11 protein-coding genes are annotated in these 14,079 nt (G+C 60.3%); 5 read left to right on the top strand and 6 right to left on the bottom strand.

The genetic code is table 11. The features are described from left to right. Positions 1-359: 359 nt before the first annotated feature. Together BOP96_RS17425 and algW are read right to left on the bottom strand one after the other, a co-directional pair. The gene (locus tag BOP96_RS17425; protein ID WP_020302960.1) at positions 360-2,453 is read right to left on the bottom strand and encodes a TonB-dependent siderophore receptor; all 2,094 of its coding nucleotides are present in this window, start codon (positions 2,451-2,453) and stop codon (positions 360-362) included. A gap of 112 nt (positions 2,454-2,565) precedes the next feature. Further along, positions 2,566-3,726: a Do family serine endopeptidase AlgW gene (gene algW, locus BOP96_RS17420; protein ID WP_003188388.1), complete on the bottom strand. Its 1,161-nt coding sequence runs from the start codon at positions 3,724-3,726 to the stop codon at positions 2,566-2,568. 101 nt (positions 3,727-3,827) lie between these two features. Between algW and BOP96_RS17415 the strand changes: the two genes are divergently transcribed. From BOP96_RS17415 to cysN, 3 genes are all read left to right on the top strand, one after another. Next, positions 3,828-4,586 carry a Nif3-like dinuclear metal center hexameric protein gene (locus tag BOP96_RS17415; protein WP_020302961.1) on the top strand — a complete coding sequence of 253 codons (759 nt, stop codon included), beginning with the start codon at positions 3,828-3,830 and terminating at the stop codon, positions 4,584-4,586. Between the two features lie 253 nt (positions 4,587-4,839). Next, positions 4,840-5,757: a sulfate adenylyltransferase subunit CysD gene (gene cysD, locus BOP96_RS17410; RefSeq protein ID WP_016971196.1), complete on the top strand. Its 918-nt coding sequence runs from the start codon at positions 4,840-4,842 to the stop codon at positions 5,755-5,757. 9 nt (positions 5,758-5,766) lie between these two features. After that, positions 5,767-7,665 carry a sulfate adenylyltransferase subunit CysN gene (cysN, locus tag BOP96_RS17405; RefSeq protein ID WP_003188392.1) on the top strand — a complete coding sequence of 633 codons (1,899 nt, stop codon included), beginning with the start codon at positions 5,767-5,769 and terminating at the stop codon, positions 7,663-7,665. Between the two features lie 193 nt (positions 7,666-7,858). Here the strand turns inward: cysN and BOP96_RS17400 are convergent, their stop codons facing one another. The 3 genes from BOP96_RS17400 to BOP96_RS17390 all read right to left on the bottom strand — a co-directional run bounded on the left by BOP96_RS17400 (position 7,859) and on the right by BOP96_RS17390 (position 11,224). After that, positions 7,859-8,758, bottom strand: coding sequence for an acyltransferase (locus tag BOP96_RS17400; protein WP_073453456.1), 900 nt, complete (start codon positions 8,756-8,758; stop codon positions 7,859-7,861). After that, positions 8,759-10,858: a phosphate acetyltransferase gene (pta, locus tag BOP96_RS17395; RefSeq protein WP_003188396.1), complete on the bottom strand. Its 2,100-nt coding sequence runs from the start codon at positions 10,856-10,858 to the stop codon at positions 8,759-8,761. 78 nt (positions 10,859-10,936) lie between these two features. Further along, entirely contained in the window at positions 10,937-11,224 is a 288-nt protein-coding gene (locus tag BOP96_RS17390) for a DUF3565 domain-containing protein (protein WP_102666761.1), read from the bottom strand. Here BOP96_RS17390 and BOP96_RS17385 point away from each other — a divergent pair. Then, positions 11,223-11,708 (top strand): FKBP-type peptidyl-prolyl cis-trans isomerase, encoded by a 486-nt coding sequence (locus BOP96_RS17385; protein WP_003188398.1) that lies wholly within the window; start codon positions 11,223-11,225, stop codon positions 11,706-11,708. The two genes, BOP96_RS17390 and BOP96_RS17385, sit on opposite strands and share 2 nt — an antisense overlap. Before the next feature lie 276 nt (positions 11,709-11,984). Here BOP96_RS17385 and rpsT read toward each other — a convergent pair whose 3' ends face one another. After that, positions 11,985-12,263 carry a 30S ribosomal protein S20 gene (rpsT, locus tag BOP96_RS17380; RefSeq protein ID WP_003188401.1) on the bottom strand — a complete coding sequence of 93 codons (279 nt, stop codon included), beginning with the start codon at positions 12,261-12,263 and terminating at the stop codon, positions 11,985-11,987. Positions 12,264-12,516: 253 nt separating this feature from the next. Here rpsT and murJ point away from each other — a divergent pair, with 253 nt between their 5' ends. After that, positions 12,517-14,055, top strand: coding sequence for a murein biosynthesis integral membrane protein MurJ (gene murJ, locus BOP96_RS17370; protein ID WP_014716857.1), 1,539 nt, complete (start codon positions 12,517-12,519; stop codon positions 14,053-14,055). Positions 14,056-14,079: the final 24 nt, after the last annotated feature.

Here is a 14,079-nt window from a genome sequence, read left to right as displayed (position 1 = left end):
GCGGTAACGGCTGCTTAGGGTTCCGCTTTTACAGCGGGTCACTTTGGAAAAGAGCCGGAATGCCGGCCCAGCCCAAAGTAACCAAAGGGCTCTTGCCCCACCACTCGGCACCTCGCCTAGGCTCGGTGTGCCCGAACACAGGCTTGAATCCGTGGGCCGCCGCCACGCGCCATCCATGGCGCGGGGCGGCTAACCCGGCGGCCTGCCGGGTTACCCACGAATTCAAGCCTGCGTTCGGCCAGCGTGGTTTAACGGGGCGCCTGAGATCAAGATCACAAGCAGATCAAGATCAAGAGCGGCTCGCTTCGCATCGTGATTACCTATGGTCATCGCAGGCAAGCCACACATTTTGACTGTATCTACAGATTAAGGGTCAGGCTAACCGTGAAGTTGCGCGGCTCGCCGGGGTTGACCCAATAGTTGCTGTAGGACCGCTCGTAGTACTTTTCATTGAACAGGTTGTTGAGGTTCAGCCCCACCGTCACGTTCTGCGTGGCCTTGTAATGGGCCAGCAAATCCACGGTGTGGTAGGCGGGCAGTTCGAAGCCTGTGCCGGCTTCGCCTGAGCGGTCACCTACATAGGTGAACGCTGCGCCCAGGTCTGAGCCACGCAATGCGCCGTCCTGGAATTCATACACACCCAACACACTGCCGCTGCGCTTGGCCACGCCGAGAATGCGGCTGCCCGTGGGGATGATTTTGTCGCCCTTGGTCACTTCAGCGTCGATGTAGGCCAAGGCGCCGATCACGCGGACTGCGTCGGTCACTTGCCCGGTTACTTGCAGGTCGAAGCCCTGGCTGCGGGCCTTGCCCATGGCGCGGTTGAGGTTGGTCGCCGGGTCCAGGGTCAGCACGTTTTCCTTTTCGATATGAAAGGCCGCCAGAGTGGCGCTGAGGCGGTCGTCAAACAGCTCGCTCTTGATTCCCACCTCATAACCCACGCCTTCTTCGGGCTTGAAGGACTTGCCACCGGCATCCAGACCGCCATTGGGCTTGAACGAGGTGGAGGCGTTGGCAAACACGCCGACTTCTGGCGTGAGCTGGTAGAGCAGGCCGGCGCGTTGAGTGAAGGCGTCGTGGGTTTGGCGGCTCTTGGCGTGGTTGCGGGTGAAGTCGTCGGTGCTTTGTTCGAAGTGTTCGAAGCGCGCACCGATCATGCCGCGCAGGCGGTCGGTGAAGATGATCTGGTCTTGCAGGTTCAGTGCGTGGCTTTTGGTTTGTTCGAAGAAGTCAGTGCCGGAGCGTATGCCGTTGGGTTTGGGCTGGCCGTACACCGGTTTGTAGATGTCGATGGGATAGTCGCCAGCGATCGTCGTCACACGCTCTTTCTTGCGGTAATCCTCGTATTCGGTGCCGATCAACAGCTCATGTTGCCAACTGCCGATATCGAACACCCCGCGTAGTTCCAGCTGGGTGATGCTGTCATGCCAACCGGTGGAGCGTTCACGGTAGCGGCGATTGACGCTGTGGCCGTCTGCGTTCAACGCTCGGCTTTCCGAAGCATCGCCCCACAGGCTGCCTTGCTTGTAATGGCTGGCCAGGCGCAGTTTCCAGGCGTCGTTGAGGTGGTGTTCCAACGCCGCCTGAATGCGGTTGTTGTGGTTGCGGATATTGCCGTCGTTGGGCTCGCCGAGGAAGGTGGAATGGGACATGCCGGTGTTGGCGACGATGCCCCGGTCGAAGGTGGAGCTGTGGCGCACGAACTCACTTTCCACCAGCAGGGTGGTGTCCGGGTCCAGTTGCCAGCTGAAGGAGGGCGCAACAAACACACGCTTGGCGTCGACGTGATCGCGAAAGCTGTGGTTGTCTTCAACGGCCAGGTTCACTCGCGTCAGCACGCGCCCCTCGCTGTCCAGCGGCGTATTCACATCCAGCGCGGTGCGGTAACGGTCCCAACTGCCGGCGCTGGTTTGCAGCGTGGTGAAGGCCTCGGGCTGGGGTTTCTTGGTGACGATATTCACCGTGCCGCCGGGATCGCCACGCCCATAAAGGCTGGCGGCGGGGCCTTTGAGCACTTCAATGCGCTCGATATTCGCCGCGTCCGGGGTGCTGGGGTAACCACGGTTGGCGCTGAAACCATCCTGGTAGAACTCGGATGTGGTGAAGCCGCGCACGCTGTATTCGTAGAGGGTCAGGCCGCCGAAGTTGTTTTGCTTGGACACACCGCCGGCGAATTCCAGGGCGCGTTCAACGCTGGTACTGCCCAGGTCTTTGAGTACCGTGGCCGGAATCACGCTGATCGACTGCGGGATGTCGCGCAAGGCCGTGTCGGTCTTGGTCGCACTGGCAGAGCGGGTGGCACGGTAGCCGTCGACCGGACCGGTAGCGGATTCATAGGCGTCGGAAGTGACGCTGATGGTGTCCAGTTCCAGGGTGTTTTCTTCGGCGTAGGCAGGGTCGAGCAGCAAACCCAGGGCCAGGCCGGCCAAGGGCACAAACTTTCGAGACGACATGATAGAGCGTTCCAATAGCGATATTGAAACAATATAACATGCCTAATGAGAATGAATCGCTAAGAAATATAGCCTTACAAGCGCCCGCGAACGGGCGCGTGGGTCGCGACGGTTATTGCTCTTCTTTGACTGGTGCGGTCGCCGGTGGTGGGCGCAGGCCGATTTCCGCCGACAGTTTGATCTCCTTGCCGTTGCGCATCACCAGGATCGCCACCTTGTCGGTCGGCTTGATCCGCGCCACCTGGTTCATCGACTTGCGGCCATCACCCGCCGGCGCGCCGTCGATGCTGAGGATCACATCGCCCAGTTGCAGGCCGGCTTTCTGCGCCGGGCCGTCGCGGAAGATCCCCGCTACCACGATGCCTGGACGCCCGGTCAGGCCAAATGACTCGGCCAGTTCCTTGGTCAAGGGCTGTACTTCAATGCCCAGCCAGCCGCGAATCACCTGGCCGTGCTCGATGATCGACTTCATCACTTCCATCGCCAGCTTTACCGGGATGGCGAAACCAATGCCCTGTGAACCGCCAGACTTGGAAAAAATCGCGGTGTTGATGCCAGTCAGGTTGCCATTGGCGTCCACCAGCGCACCGCCCGAGTTGCCGGGGTTGATCGCCGCGTCGGTCTGGATGAAATCTTCGTAGCTGTTAAGGCCCAACTGGTTACGCCCGGTGGCGCTGATGATGCCCATGGTCACCGTTTGCCCCACTCCGAACGGGTTGCCGATGGCCAGCGCCACATCGCCCACGCGCAAACCGTCGGAGCGGCCGAGGGTGATGGCCGGCAGGTTCTTCAGATCAATCTTGAGTACCGCCAGATCCGTTTCCGGGTCGCTGCCCACCACACGGGCCAGGGTTTCGCGGCCGTCACGCAGGGCCACCACGATCTGGTCGGCGCCCGTGGTCACGTGGTTGTTGGTGAGGATGTAGCCTTCGGGGCTCATGATCACGCCGGAGCCGAGGCTGGATTCCATGCGGCGCTGCTTGGGGCCGTTGTCACCGAAGTAGCGGCGAAATTGCGGGTCTTCAAACAACGGATGCGCGGGCTTGTTGATGACCTTGGTGGTGTACAGGTTGACCACCGCCGGAGCGGCGATGACCACGGCATCGGCATAGGTCACTGGACCCTGCACCACTGTGTTGGTCTGCGGCGCCTGTTGCAGGTTCACATCCAGTGTGGGCAGGCCCACCCACTGGGGATAACGCTGGATAATCAGCATCGCGATCAGCACGCCAGCCAACAATGGCCATCCAAAAAAACGCAGTGCCTTGAGCATCAAGTAAGTCCTGACAGGTTGCAGGGGGCGGGAGAGCGCCCATAATGTCGCGCATTATACGAGGCTGTGACGCCTGCGAACGGGATATTTAGGAGTCTTTTATGGCCGTGCCCCTTACTACCCTCGTCGAGGAAGCCGACCGCTACCTCGGCAGCGCCAAAATTGCCGATTACTGCCCCAATGGCCTGCAGGTCGAGGGCCGGCCCCAAGTGATGCGCATCGTCAGCGGCGTGACCGCCAGCCAAGCCCTGCTGGACGCCGCTGTCGAAGCCAAGGCCGACCTGGTGCTGGTGCACCACGGTTACTTCTGGAAGGGCGAAAACCCATGCATCACCGGCATGAAGCAGCGCCGCCTCAAAACCCTGCTCAAGCATGACATCAGCCTGCTGGCCTACCACTTGCCCCTGGACCTGCACGCCGATGTCGGCAACAACGTGCAACTGGCTCGCCACCTGGACATCACCGTCGAAGGCCCGCTGGACCCCGGCAACCCAAAAATCGTCGGCCTGGTCGGCTCCCTGGCCGAGCCCTTGTCACCCCGCGACTTCGCCCGTCGCGTGCAGGACGTGATGGGCCGCGAACCGCTGCTGATCGAAGGCAGCGAGATGATTCGCCGCGTCGGCTGGTGTACCGGTGGCGGCCAGGGCTACATCGACCAGGCGATTGCCGCGGGTGTCGATTTGTACCTGAGCGGTGAAGCGTCCGAACAGACCTTCCACAGCGCCCGGGAAAACGACATCAGCTTCATCGCCGCCGGCCATCACGCCACCGAACGCTACGGCGTGCAGGCCTTGGGCGACTACCTGGCGCGGCGCTTTGCCCTGGAGCATCTGTTCATCGACTGCCCCAATCCGATCTAAAGCACTGCATTGAACACTGTGGGAGCTGGCTTGCCTGCGATGGCATCACCTCGGTCAGCCTGAATGAGCGGGGCGCCTGTATCGCAGGCAAGCCAGATCCCACATTGAGCGAGTTGGGCGCCAAACTCGGCGGCATATTCATATACCGTTTCGGTCTAGCTGGCTCCCTAAATAGAAGAAGTTGCTGTGCTAGCATGCCTCGCTCGAACACGGCCCGCTGGCCGTCCATAAGATCGTTTTTCCGTGAGTAACCATGGTCGACAAACTGACGCATCTGAAACAGCTGGAGGCGGAAAGCATCCACATCATCCGCGAGGTCGCCGCCGAGTTCGATAACCCGGTGATGCTCTACTCGATCGGTAAAGACTCCGCCGTGATGCTGCACCTGGCACGCAAGGCCTTCTTCCCGGGCAAACTGCCATTTCCGGTGATGCACGTCGACACTCGCTGGAAATTCCAGGAGATGTACAAGTTCCGCGACAAGATGGTCGAGGAATTGGGGCTGGACCTCATCACCCACATCAACCCCGATGGCGTGGCGCAGAACATCAACCCGTTCACCCACGGCAGTGCCAAGCACACCGATATCATGAAGACCGAGGGCCTCAAGCAGGCGCTGGACAAGCATGGTTTCGACGCAGCATTCGGCGGTGCCCGTCGCGATGAAGAGAAATCCCGTGCCAAAGAGCGCGTGTATTCGTTCCGCGACAGCAAGCACCGTTGGGACCCGAAGAACCAACGCCCGGAGCTGTGGAACGTCTACAACGGCAACGTCAACAAGGGCGAGTCGATCCGCGTGTTCCCGCTGTCCAACTGGACCGAGCTTGACATCTGGCAGTACATCTACCTGGAAGGCATTCCGATCGTGCCGCTGTACTTCGCCGCCGAGCGCGAGGTGATCGAGAAGAACGGCACGTTGATCATGATCGACGACGACCGCATCCTCGAGCACCTGTCCGACGAAGACAAAGCCCGTATCGTCAAAAAGAAAGTACGTTTCCGCACCCTTGGCTGCTACCCGTTGACGGGTGCGGTGGAGTCCGAAGCCGAGACGCTGACGGACATCATTCAGGAAATGCTCCTGACGCGAACTTCCGAGCGCCAGGGCCGTGTCATCGACCACGATGGTGCAGGCTCGATGGAAGATAAAAAACGTCAAGGCTATTTCTAAGGGGCTGTCATGTCGCATCAATCTGATTTGATCAGCGAGGACATCCTCGCCTACCTGGGCCAGCACGAGCGCAAAGAGATGTTGCGCTTCCTGACCTGCGGCAACGTCGATGACGGCAAGAGCACCCTGATCGGGCGCCTGCTGCACGACTCCAAGATGATCTACGAAGATCACCTGGAAGCCATTACCCGCGACTCGAAGAAGTCCGGCACCACCGGTGACGATATAGACCTGGCGTTGCTGGTCGATGGCCTGCAGGCCGAGCGTGAGCAGGGCATCACCATCGATGTTGCCTACCGCTATTTCTCCACCGCCAAGCGCAAATTCATCATCGCCGATACCCCCGGCCATGAGCAGTACACCCGCAACATGGCCACCGGTGCGTCTACCTGTGACCTGGCGATCATCCTGATCGACGCCCGCTACGGCGTGCAGACCCAGACCCGTCGTCACAGCTACATCGCCTCGTTGCTGGGCATCAAACACATCGTGGTGGCCATCAACAAGATGGACATCAACGGCTTTGACCAAAGCGTATTCGAGTCGATCAAGGCCGATTACCTGAAGTTCGCCGAAGGTATCGCATTCAAGCCGAGCACCCTGGCCTTCGTGCCGATGTCGGCGCTCAAGGGCGACAACGTGGTGAACAAGAGCGAGCGTTCGCCCTGGTACACCGGCCAGTCGCTGATGGAGATCTTGGAGACTGTCGAGATCGCCAACGACCGCAACTACACCGACCTGCGTTTCCCGGTGCAATACGTCAACCGCCCGAACCTGAACTTCCGTGGGTTTGCCGGCACCCTGGCGAGCGGCATCGTGCACAAGGGTGACGAAGTGGTGGTATTGCCGTCGGGCAAGAGCAGCCGCGTCAAATCCATCGTCACCTTTGAAGGTGAGCTGGAACACGCAGGCCCAGGCCAGGCCGTGACCTTGACCATGGAAGATGAGATCGACATCTCCCGTGGCGACCTGTTGGTGCATGCCGACAACGTGCCGCAAGTGACCGACGCCTTCGACGCCATGCTGGTGTGGATGGCTGAAGAACCGATGCTGCCGGGCAAGAAATACGACATCAAACGCGCCACCAGCTACGTGCCGGGTTCCATCACCAGCATCGTGCACCGCGTGGACGTAAACACCCTGGCCGAAGGCCCGGCGAGTTCGCTGCAGCTCAACGAAATTGGTCGGGTCAAGGTCAGCCTGGACGCCGCCATCGCCCTGGACGGTTACGACAGCAACCGCACCACCGGCGCGTTCATCGTGATCGATCGTTTGACCAACGGCACGGTCGCCGCGGGCATGATCATCGCGCCACCGGTGGGTCATGGCGGCGCTGCGCAGCACGGCAGCCTGGCGCATGTCGCCACCGAAGAGCGCGCCCTGCGTTTCGGCCAGCAGCCGGCCACGGTGTTGTTCAGCGGCTTGTCGGGCGCAGGCAAGAGCACTCTGGCCTATGCGGTCGAGCGCAAGCTGTTCGACATGGGCCGTGCGGTGTTCGTACTGGACGGCCAGAACCTGCGTCACGACCTGAACAAAGGGTTGCCGCAGGACCGTGCCGGGCGTACCGAGAACTGGCGTCGTGCCGCTCATGTGGCGCGTCAGTTCAATGAAGCCGGCCTGTTGACCCTGGCAGCCTTCGTTGCGCCGGATGCCGAAGGCCGTGAACAGGCCAAGGCGCTGATTGGTGCGGACCGACTGCTGACCGTCTACGTGCAGGCATCGCCGTTGGTGTGCGCCGAGCGTGACCCGCAAGGTTTGTACGCGGCCGGTGGGGATAACATCCCTGGCGAATCCTTCCCGTATGACGTGCCGCTGAATGCCGACCTTGTGATCGACACCCAGGCGTTGTCGCTGGAAGACAGCGTCAAGCAAGTGCTGGAACTGTTGCGTCAGCGCGGCGCGATCTAAGCTTTATTGCCGCACAAAAAAGCCCGCCACCGGTTACCCGGTGGCGGGCTTTTTACATATTCTCAAATGTGGACTCGGTCAATGTGGGAGCTGGCTTGCCTGCGATGGCGGACTGTCAGTTTATTGATCCTTAGCTGATCCACCGCTATCGCAGGCAAGCCAGCCCCCACATTAAATTGCATCCACATGTTGATCAGCGGCTGGCCGGAAAGTCTTTGTGCAGCTGTTCCAACAATGCATCCTTGTCTTGCCACAACTGGTTGATCCAGTCCTGGAACGCCAGTCGATATTCCCCATCCTGCTCATAATTCTTGCCGATGAATTCGGCCGGTATCTGCACCTCTTCAAAGTGCACCACCACGTCCTTCACGTTACCGCACAGCAAATCCCAATAACCTGGGCGCCCGGCGGGGTAGTGGATGGTCACATTGATCAGTGACTTGAGCTGCTCGCCCATGGCATCCAACACAAACGCAATGCCGCCCGCCTTGGGTTTAAGCAGGTAGCGAAACGGTGACTGCTGCTGCGCATGCTTGCCCGGCGTAAAGCGTGTGCCTTCGGCAAAGTTGAAAATCCCCACGGGGTTGTCGCGAAACTTCGCACAGGTCTTGCGCGTGGTTTCCAGGTCTTTGCCTTTCTTCTCCGGGTGCTTCTCCAAATAAGCCTTGCTGTAGCGCTTCATGAAGGGAAAGCCCAGCGCCCACCACGCCAGACCAATCACCGGTACCCAGATCAGCTCTTGCTTGAGGAAGAACTTCAGGGGGCGAATGCGCCGATTGAGCACGTACTGCAACACCATGATGTCGACCCAGCTCTGATGGTTGCTGGTCACCAGGTACGAGTGCTGGTAGTCCAGGCCCTCAAGGCCAGTCAGGTGCCAGCGCGTACGGCGCACCAGGTTCATCCAACCCTTGTTGTTGGTGACCCAGGCTTCATGGGTGTGGTTCATCAGCCATTCGCTCAGGCGCTTGGCGAACGGCAGCGCCTTGAACAGCGCCACGATAAACAGGAACGAACACAGCAGGATCGTGTTCAGCGCCAGCAACAGCGAAGCGATCACCCCGCGCACGGCGGCAGGTAGAAAATCCAGCATTTAGATATCCATGGGTCGGTTGGCGGCTTGGATCGCCGTCAGGGCGATGGTGTACACGATGTCGTCCACCTGGGCGCCTCGTGGCAGGTCATTGACCGGTTTGCGCAGGCCCTGGAGCATCGGCCCCAGGCTCACGCAATCGGCGCTGCGTTGTACGGCTTTGTGGGTAGTGTTGCCGGTGTTCAGGTCCGGGAATACAAAGACGGTGGCCTTGCCTGCCACCTGGCTGTTGGGCGCCAGTTGTCGGGCGACGTTTTCGTTGGCGGCAGCGTCGTATTGCAACGGGCCGTCGATCAGCAGCGAGCTTTGTTGTTCGTGGGCGAGCAGGGTGGCTTCGCGGACTTTTTCCACCTCCTCGCCGCTGGCCGAGTCACCGCTGGAATAGCTGATCATCGCCACCCGTGGCGTGATGCCGAACGCGGCCGCCGAGTCGGCGCTTTGCAGGGCGATTTCCGCCAGTTCCGCAGCGCTTGGGTGCGGGTTCATCACGCAGTCGCCGTACACCAGTACCTGCTCGGGGAACAGCATAAAGAACACCGACGACACCAAGGTGCAGCCCGGCGCGGTCTTGATCAGTTGCAGGGCAGGGCGAATGGTATTGGCGGTGGAGTGAATAACGCCGGAGACCAGGCCATCCACTTCGTCGAGAGCGAGCATCATGGTGGCGATCACCACGGTGTCTTCCAGTTGTTGCTCGGCCATGGGCGCGTTGAGGCTTTTGCTTTTGCGCAAGGCGACCATTGGCTCCACGTAGCGTTGGCGAATCAGGTCGGGGTCGAGAATCTCCAGGCCTTCGGGCAGGTCGATACCCTGGGCGCGGGCGACTGCCTCCACATCCGCAGGCTTGGCCAGCAGCACGCAACGGGCAATGCCGCGGGCCTGGCAGATTGCGGCGGCCTGTACGGTCAGCGGCTCGCTGCCTTCGGGCAACACGATGCGTTTGTTGGCGGCCTGGGCGCGTTGGATCAACTGGTAACGGAACACCGCCGGCGACAGGCGCATCTCCCGCGGCGTGCCGCAACGCTGGTGCAGCCAGCGCGCATCGAGGTGGCTGGCGACGAAGTCGGTGATGATTTCCGCACGCTCGCGGTCATCGATAGGGATTTCCTTGTTGAGGCTATTGAGCTGGTTGGCGGTGTCATAGGAGCCGGTGCTCACCGACAACACCGGCAACCCGGCCTGGAAGGCGCCCCGGCACAGATCCATGATGCGTGGGTCGGGCAGGGTGTCGCTGGTCAGCAGCAGCCCGGCCAGCGGCACGCCATTGATGGCGGCCAGGCTGACGGCGAGGATGATGTCATCGCGATCTCCCGGGGTCACCACCAACACGCCGGGTTTGAGCAGCTCGACGGTGTTACGCATGGTGCGTGCGCAAATGATGATCTTGGTCATGCGCCGGCTTTCGTAGTCGCCGGCATTGAGGATCTGCGCGCCCATCAGGTCGGCCACGTCGCGGGTGCGCGGGGCATTCAGCTCGGGTTGGTAGGGGATGCAGCCGAGCAGCCGGAAATCGCCGCTGCGCAACAGCGGCGAATGCTCTTTGAGGCGCGCCGAGAAGGCTTCCATGCTTTCGTCGGTGCGTACCTTGTTGAGGATTACGCCCAGCACTTTCGGGTCTTTGGGACCGCCAAACAGTTGGGCCTGCAATTCCACACGGCCGGAAAGCTCGGTGAGCACTTCATTTTCCGGCGCCGAGACCAGGATCACTTCGGCGTCCAGGCTCTTGGCCAAGTGCAGGTTGACCCGTGCCGCGTAGCTGGCGCTGCGGGTCGGCACCATGCCTTCGACGATCAGCACGTCTTTGCCTACGGCTGCCTGTTGGTAAAGGGTGATGATCTCTTCGAGCAGCTCATCGAGCTGGCCGTCGCCGAGCATGCGCTCCACGTGAGCCAGGCCCAGGGGCTGCGGCGGTTTCAGGCCGTGGGTGCGCGCCACCAGCTCGGTGGAGCGTTCCGGCCCGGTATCGCCAGGGTGTGGCTGGGCGATGGGTTTGAAAAAACCGACTTTCAGGCCGGCCCGTTCCAGGGTGCGCACCAGCCCAAGGCTGATGGAGGTCAGACCCACACCAAAATCGGTGGGCGCGATAAAAAAAGTCTGCATGCGAATTCTCTGGAGGTGCATGGCTTGGTGGCGCTCTATGGGTGAGTGCCTACCGCGAATCAGGCGCCAAGGTTATCGTTATTCGTGCCCTTGCGCACACCAGCCGCACGCAAAGGCCTGGCCTATTTTTTCAAGGCGTTGCGCGGGGTCGAGCACCCAGGCGCGCGACTGCCAGGGCGGCTGGTGGCGCAGGTGCTGGGTGTGGCCGCAGGACAGCTCGGCCACCCAGTGGCCATCGTCGTCCTGATGAAAACCTGTGATCGTGACCGTTGATCGGCCCCGTCCGTCCGGGTTCCGTTCGCTTTCGGGCAAATCCTTGTTTAGACTTGTCCGTTCTTCATTCTTATGCAAAAGGTCTCGCCCCATGACGATCGCCGCTAACAAGGCTGTCTCCATCGACTATACCCTGACCAACGACGCTGGTGAGGTCATCGACAGCTCCGCCGGCGGCGCGCCGCTGGTTTACCTGCAAGGCGCAGGTAACATCATCCCGGGCCTGGAAAAGGCTCTGGAAGGCAAGAACGTCGGTGACGAACTGACCGTCGCCGTAGAACCTGAAGATGCCTACGGCGAATACTCCGCCGAACTGGTCAGCACCTTGAGCCGCAGCATGTTCGAAGGTGTTGATGAGCTGGAAGTGGGCATGCAGTTCCACGCTTCCGCGCCGGACGGCCAAATGCAGATCGTCACCATCCGCGACCTGGACGGCGACGACGTTACCGTTGACGGCAACCACCCTCTGGCTGGCCAGCGCCTGAACTTCCAAGTGAAGATCGTGGCCATCCGCGACGCTTCCCAGGAAGAAGTGGCTCACGGCCACGTCCACGGTGAAGGCGGTCATCACCATTGATTGTGGTTTGATCAATCGGTATCAAAAACGCCCCGACTGGTTCGGGGCGTTTTTTTGCCTTGAGAATATCCCGGTCAACTTTCTGTAGGCGCGAGCGTGCTCGCGAAAAACCTGAGAACCCCTCGGGCGCCAGGCTTCCCGCGTCATCGTTAACGATCTTCGCGAGCAAGCTCGCTCCTACAGTTTTCAGGGGGCAAACAAAAATGCCCCGGACCTTTCGGTACGGGGCATTTCTTAACTGTTACGCAACCTGGGCTACGTGGCAGTTGTTACCAATTAGGCTGCAGCAGGAACGCTCAGAGCCTTGATGTGGCCATTCAGGCGGCTCTTATGGCGAGCGGCCTTGTTCTTGTGGATGATGCCTTTATCGGCCATACGGTCGATAACAGGCACAGCCAGAACGTAAGCTGCTTGAGCTTTTTCAGCGTCTTTGGTGTCGATGGCTTTGACTACATTCTTGATGTAGGTGCGAACCATGGAACGCAGGCTGGCGTTGTGGCTGCGACGCTTCTCAGCCTGTTTTGCACGTTTTTTGGCGGAAGGTGTGTTGGCCACCGTCGAGCTCCTCGAAAGACTTTTTAGGAAATAGCAAACAAAATAGGCCGCGAATCATGCCGATGACTTGACGGGTTGTCAAGGGCGGCTGATGCGAACTGCTGAGTGGTCGATCTGAAGAGGCGGGTGATTTATTTCCGGCGCTTGACCTGTAAACTCGCGAGCTTTGGCTCTGTGCTGTTGCAGGCGCGCAGTATCGCATAAGTGGGCGCGTAGTTCGCCTGCTCTTTATCTATAGGCGCAAACTCTTTCAATGAATCTGCTCAAATCGTTGGCTGCCGTCAGCTCTATCACGATGATTTCCAGGGTGTTGGGGTTCGTGCGTGACACCCTGCTGGCCCGCATCTTTGGCGCCAGCATGGCCACGGATGCGTTCTTTATTGCCTTTAAACTGCCCAACCTGTTGCGGCGGATCTTTGCCGAAGGCGCGTTTTCCCAGGCGTTCGTGCCGATTCTGGCCGAGTACAAGACCCAGCATGGCGAGGAGGCGACCCGTACGTTCATCGCCTACGTCTCAGGTTTGCTGACGCTGGTGCTGATGCTGGTAACCATCGTCGGGATGCTCGCCGCGCCCTGGGTGATCTGGGCCACGGCGCCCGGTTTTGCCAATACGCCGGAAAAGTTCGCGCTGACCACTGATCTGCTGCGGGTGACCTTTCCTTATATATTGCTGATTTCCCTGTCTTCGCTCGCCGGGGCGATCCTCAATACCTGGAATCGTTTCTCGGTACCGGCCTTTGTGCCGACCTTGCTGAACGTCAGCATGATTATTTTTGCGTTGTTCCTTACGCCGTATTTCGATCCGCCCGTCATGGCCCTGGGCTGGGCGGTCCTGGCCGGCGGCCTGGCACAGTTGCTGTACCAGCTGCCGCACCTGAAAAAAATCGGCATGCTTGTACTGCCGCGCTTGAACCTCAAGGATTCCGGCGTCTGGCGCGTGATGCGCAACATGCTGCCGGCGATCCTCGGGGTGTCGGTCAGTCAGATTTCCCTGATCATCAACACCGCGTTCGCCTCGTTGCTGGTATCCGGCTCGGTGTCGTGGATGTACTACGCCGACCGCCTGATGGAATTGCCATCCGGTGTGCTGGGCGTGGCGTTGGGCACCATCCTGCTGCCGACCCTGGCGCGTACCTACGCCAGCAAGGATCGCCAGGAATACTCACGCATACTCGATTGGGGCCTGCGCCTATGCTTTCTGCTGGTGTTGCCGTGCGCCCTGGCCCTGGGCATCCTCGCCGAACCGTTGACGGTCTCGCTGTTTCAATACGGGCAGTTCGACGCCCATGACGCCTTGATGACCCAGCATGCGCTGGTCGCCTACTCCGTCGGTCTGCTCGGCATTATCGTGATCAAAGTGCTGGCGCCCGGCTTCTACGCTCAGCAAAACATCCGTACCCCGGTGAAAATCGCGATTTTCACCCTGGTGGTTACTCAACTGCTCAACCTGGTGTTTATCGGCCCGCTGGCCCACGCCGGCCTGGCTTTGGCGATCAGCGCGGGGGCATGTATAAACGCAGGCCTGCTGTTTTACCAATTGCGTAAACAGCAGATGTACCAACCACAGCCCGGCTGGGGCGTGTTTGCGCTCAAGCTGCTGGTGGCGGTCGCCGCGATGTCGGTTGTGCTCTTTGCCCTGATGCACCTCATGCCGGCCTGGGACCAAGGTAATATGCTGGAGCGCTTCATGCGCCTGGGTGTATTGGTGGTCGCGGGCGTGGCGGTGTACTTCGGGATGTTGCTGTTGCAGGGTTTCCGCCTGCGTGATTTCAATCGCAAGTCGTTGGGATAGAGACTTTGCCGCGATAAAACGGTT

This window comes from Pseudomonas sp. FSL W5-0203, assembly GCF_001896155.1.
GTDB lineage: Bacteria > Pseudomonadota > Gammaproteobacteria > Pseudomonadales > Pseudomonadaceae > Aquipseudomonas > Aquipseudomonas paracarnis.
The sequence above is the reverse complement of the archived record's forward strand: the minus strand, read 5'-3'. Positions and strand labels throughout refer to the sequence as shown.

Coding starts and splice junctions, on each gene's coding strand:
- BOP96_RS17425 (WP_020302960.1), bottom strand. CDS start 2,453: ATGTCGTCTCGAAAGTTTGTGCCCTTGGCCGGCCTGGCCCTGGGTTTG.
- algW (WP_003188388.1), bottom strand. CDS start 3,726: ATGCTCAAGGCACTGCGTTTTTTTGGATGGCCATTGTTGGCTGGCGTG.
- BOP96_RS17415 (WP_020302961.1), top strand. CDS start 3,828: ATGGCCGTGCCCCTTACTACCCTCGTCGAGGAAGCCGACCGCTACCTC.
- cysD (WP_016971196.1), top strand. CDS start 4,840: ATGGTCGACAAACTGACGCATCTGAAACAGCTGGAGGCGGAAAGCATC.
- cysN (WP_003188392.1), top strand. CDS start 5,767: ATGTCGCATCAATCTGATTTGATCAGCGAGGACATCCTCGCCTACCTG.
- BOP96_RS17400 (WP_073453456.1), bottom strand. CDS start 8,758: ATGCTGGATTTTCTACCTGCCGCCGTGCGCGGGGTGATCGCTTCGCTG.
- pta (WP_003188396.1), bottom strand. CDS start 10,858: ATGCAGACTTTTTTTATCGCGCCCACCGATTTTGGTGTGGGTCTGACC.
- BOP96_RS17385 (WP_003188398.1), top strand. CDS start 11,223: ATGACGATCGCCGCTAACAAGGCTGTCTCCATCGACTATACCCTGACC.
- BOP96_RS17390 (WP_102666761.1), bottom strand. CDS start 11,224: ATGGGGCGAGACCTTTTGCATAAGAATGAAGAACGGACAAGTCTAAAC.
- murJ (WP_014716857.1), top strand. CDS start 12,517: ATGAATCTGCTCAAATCGTTGGCTGCCGTCAGCTCTATCACGATGATT.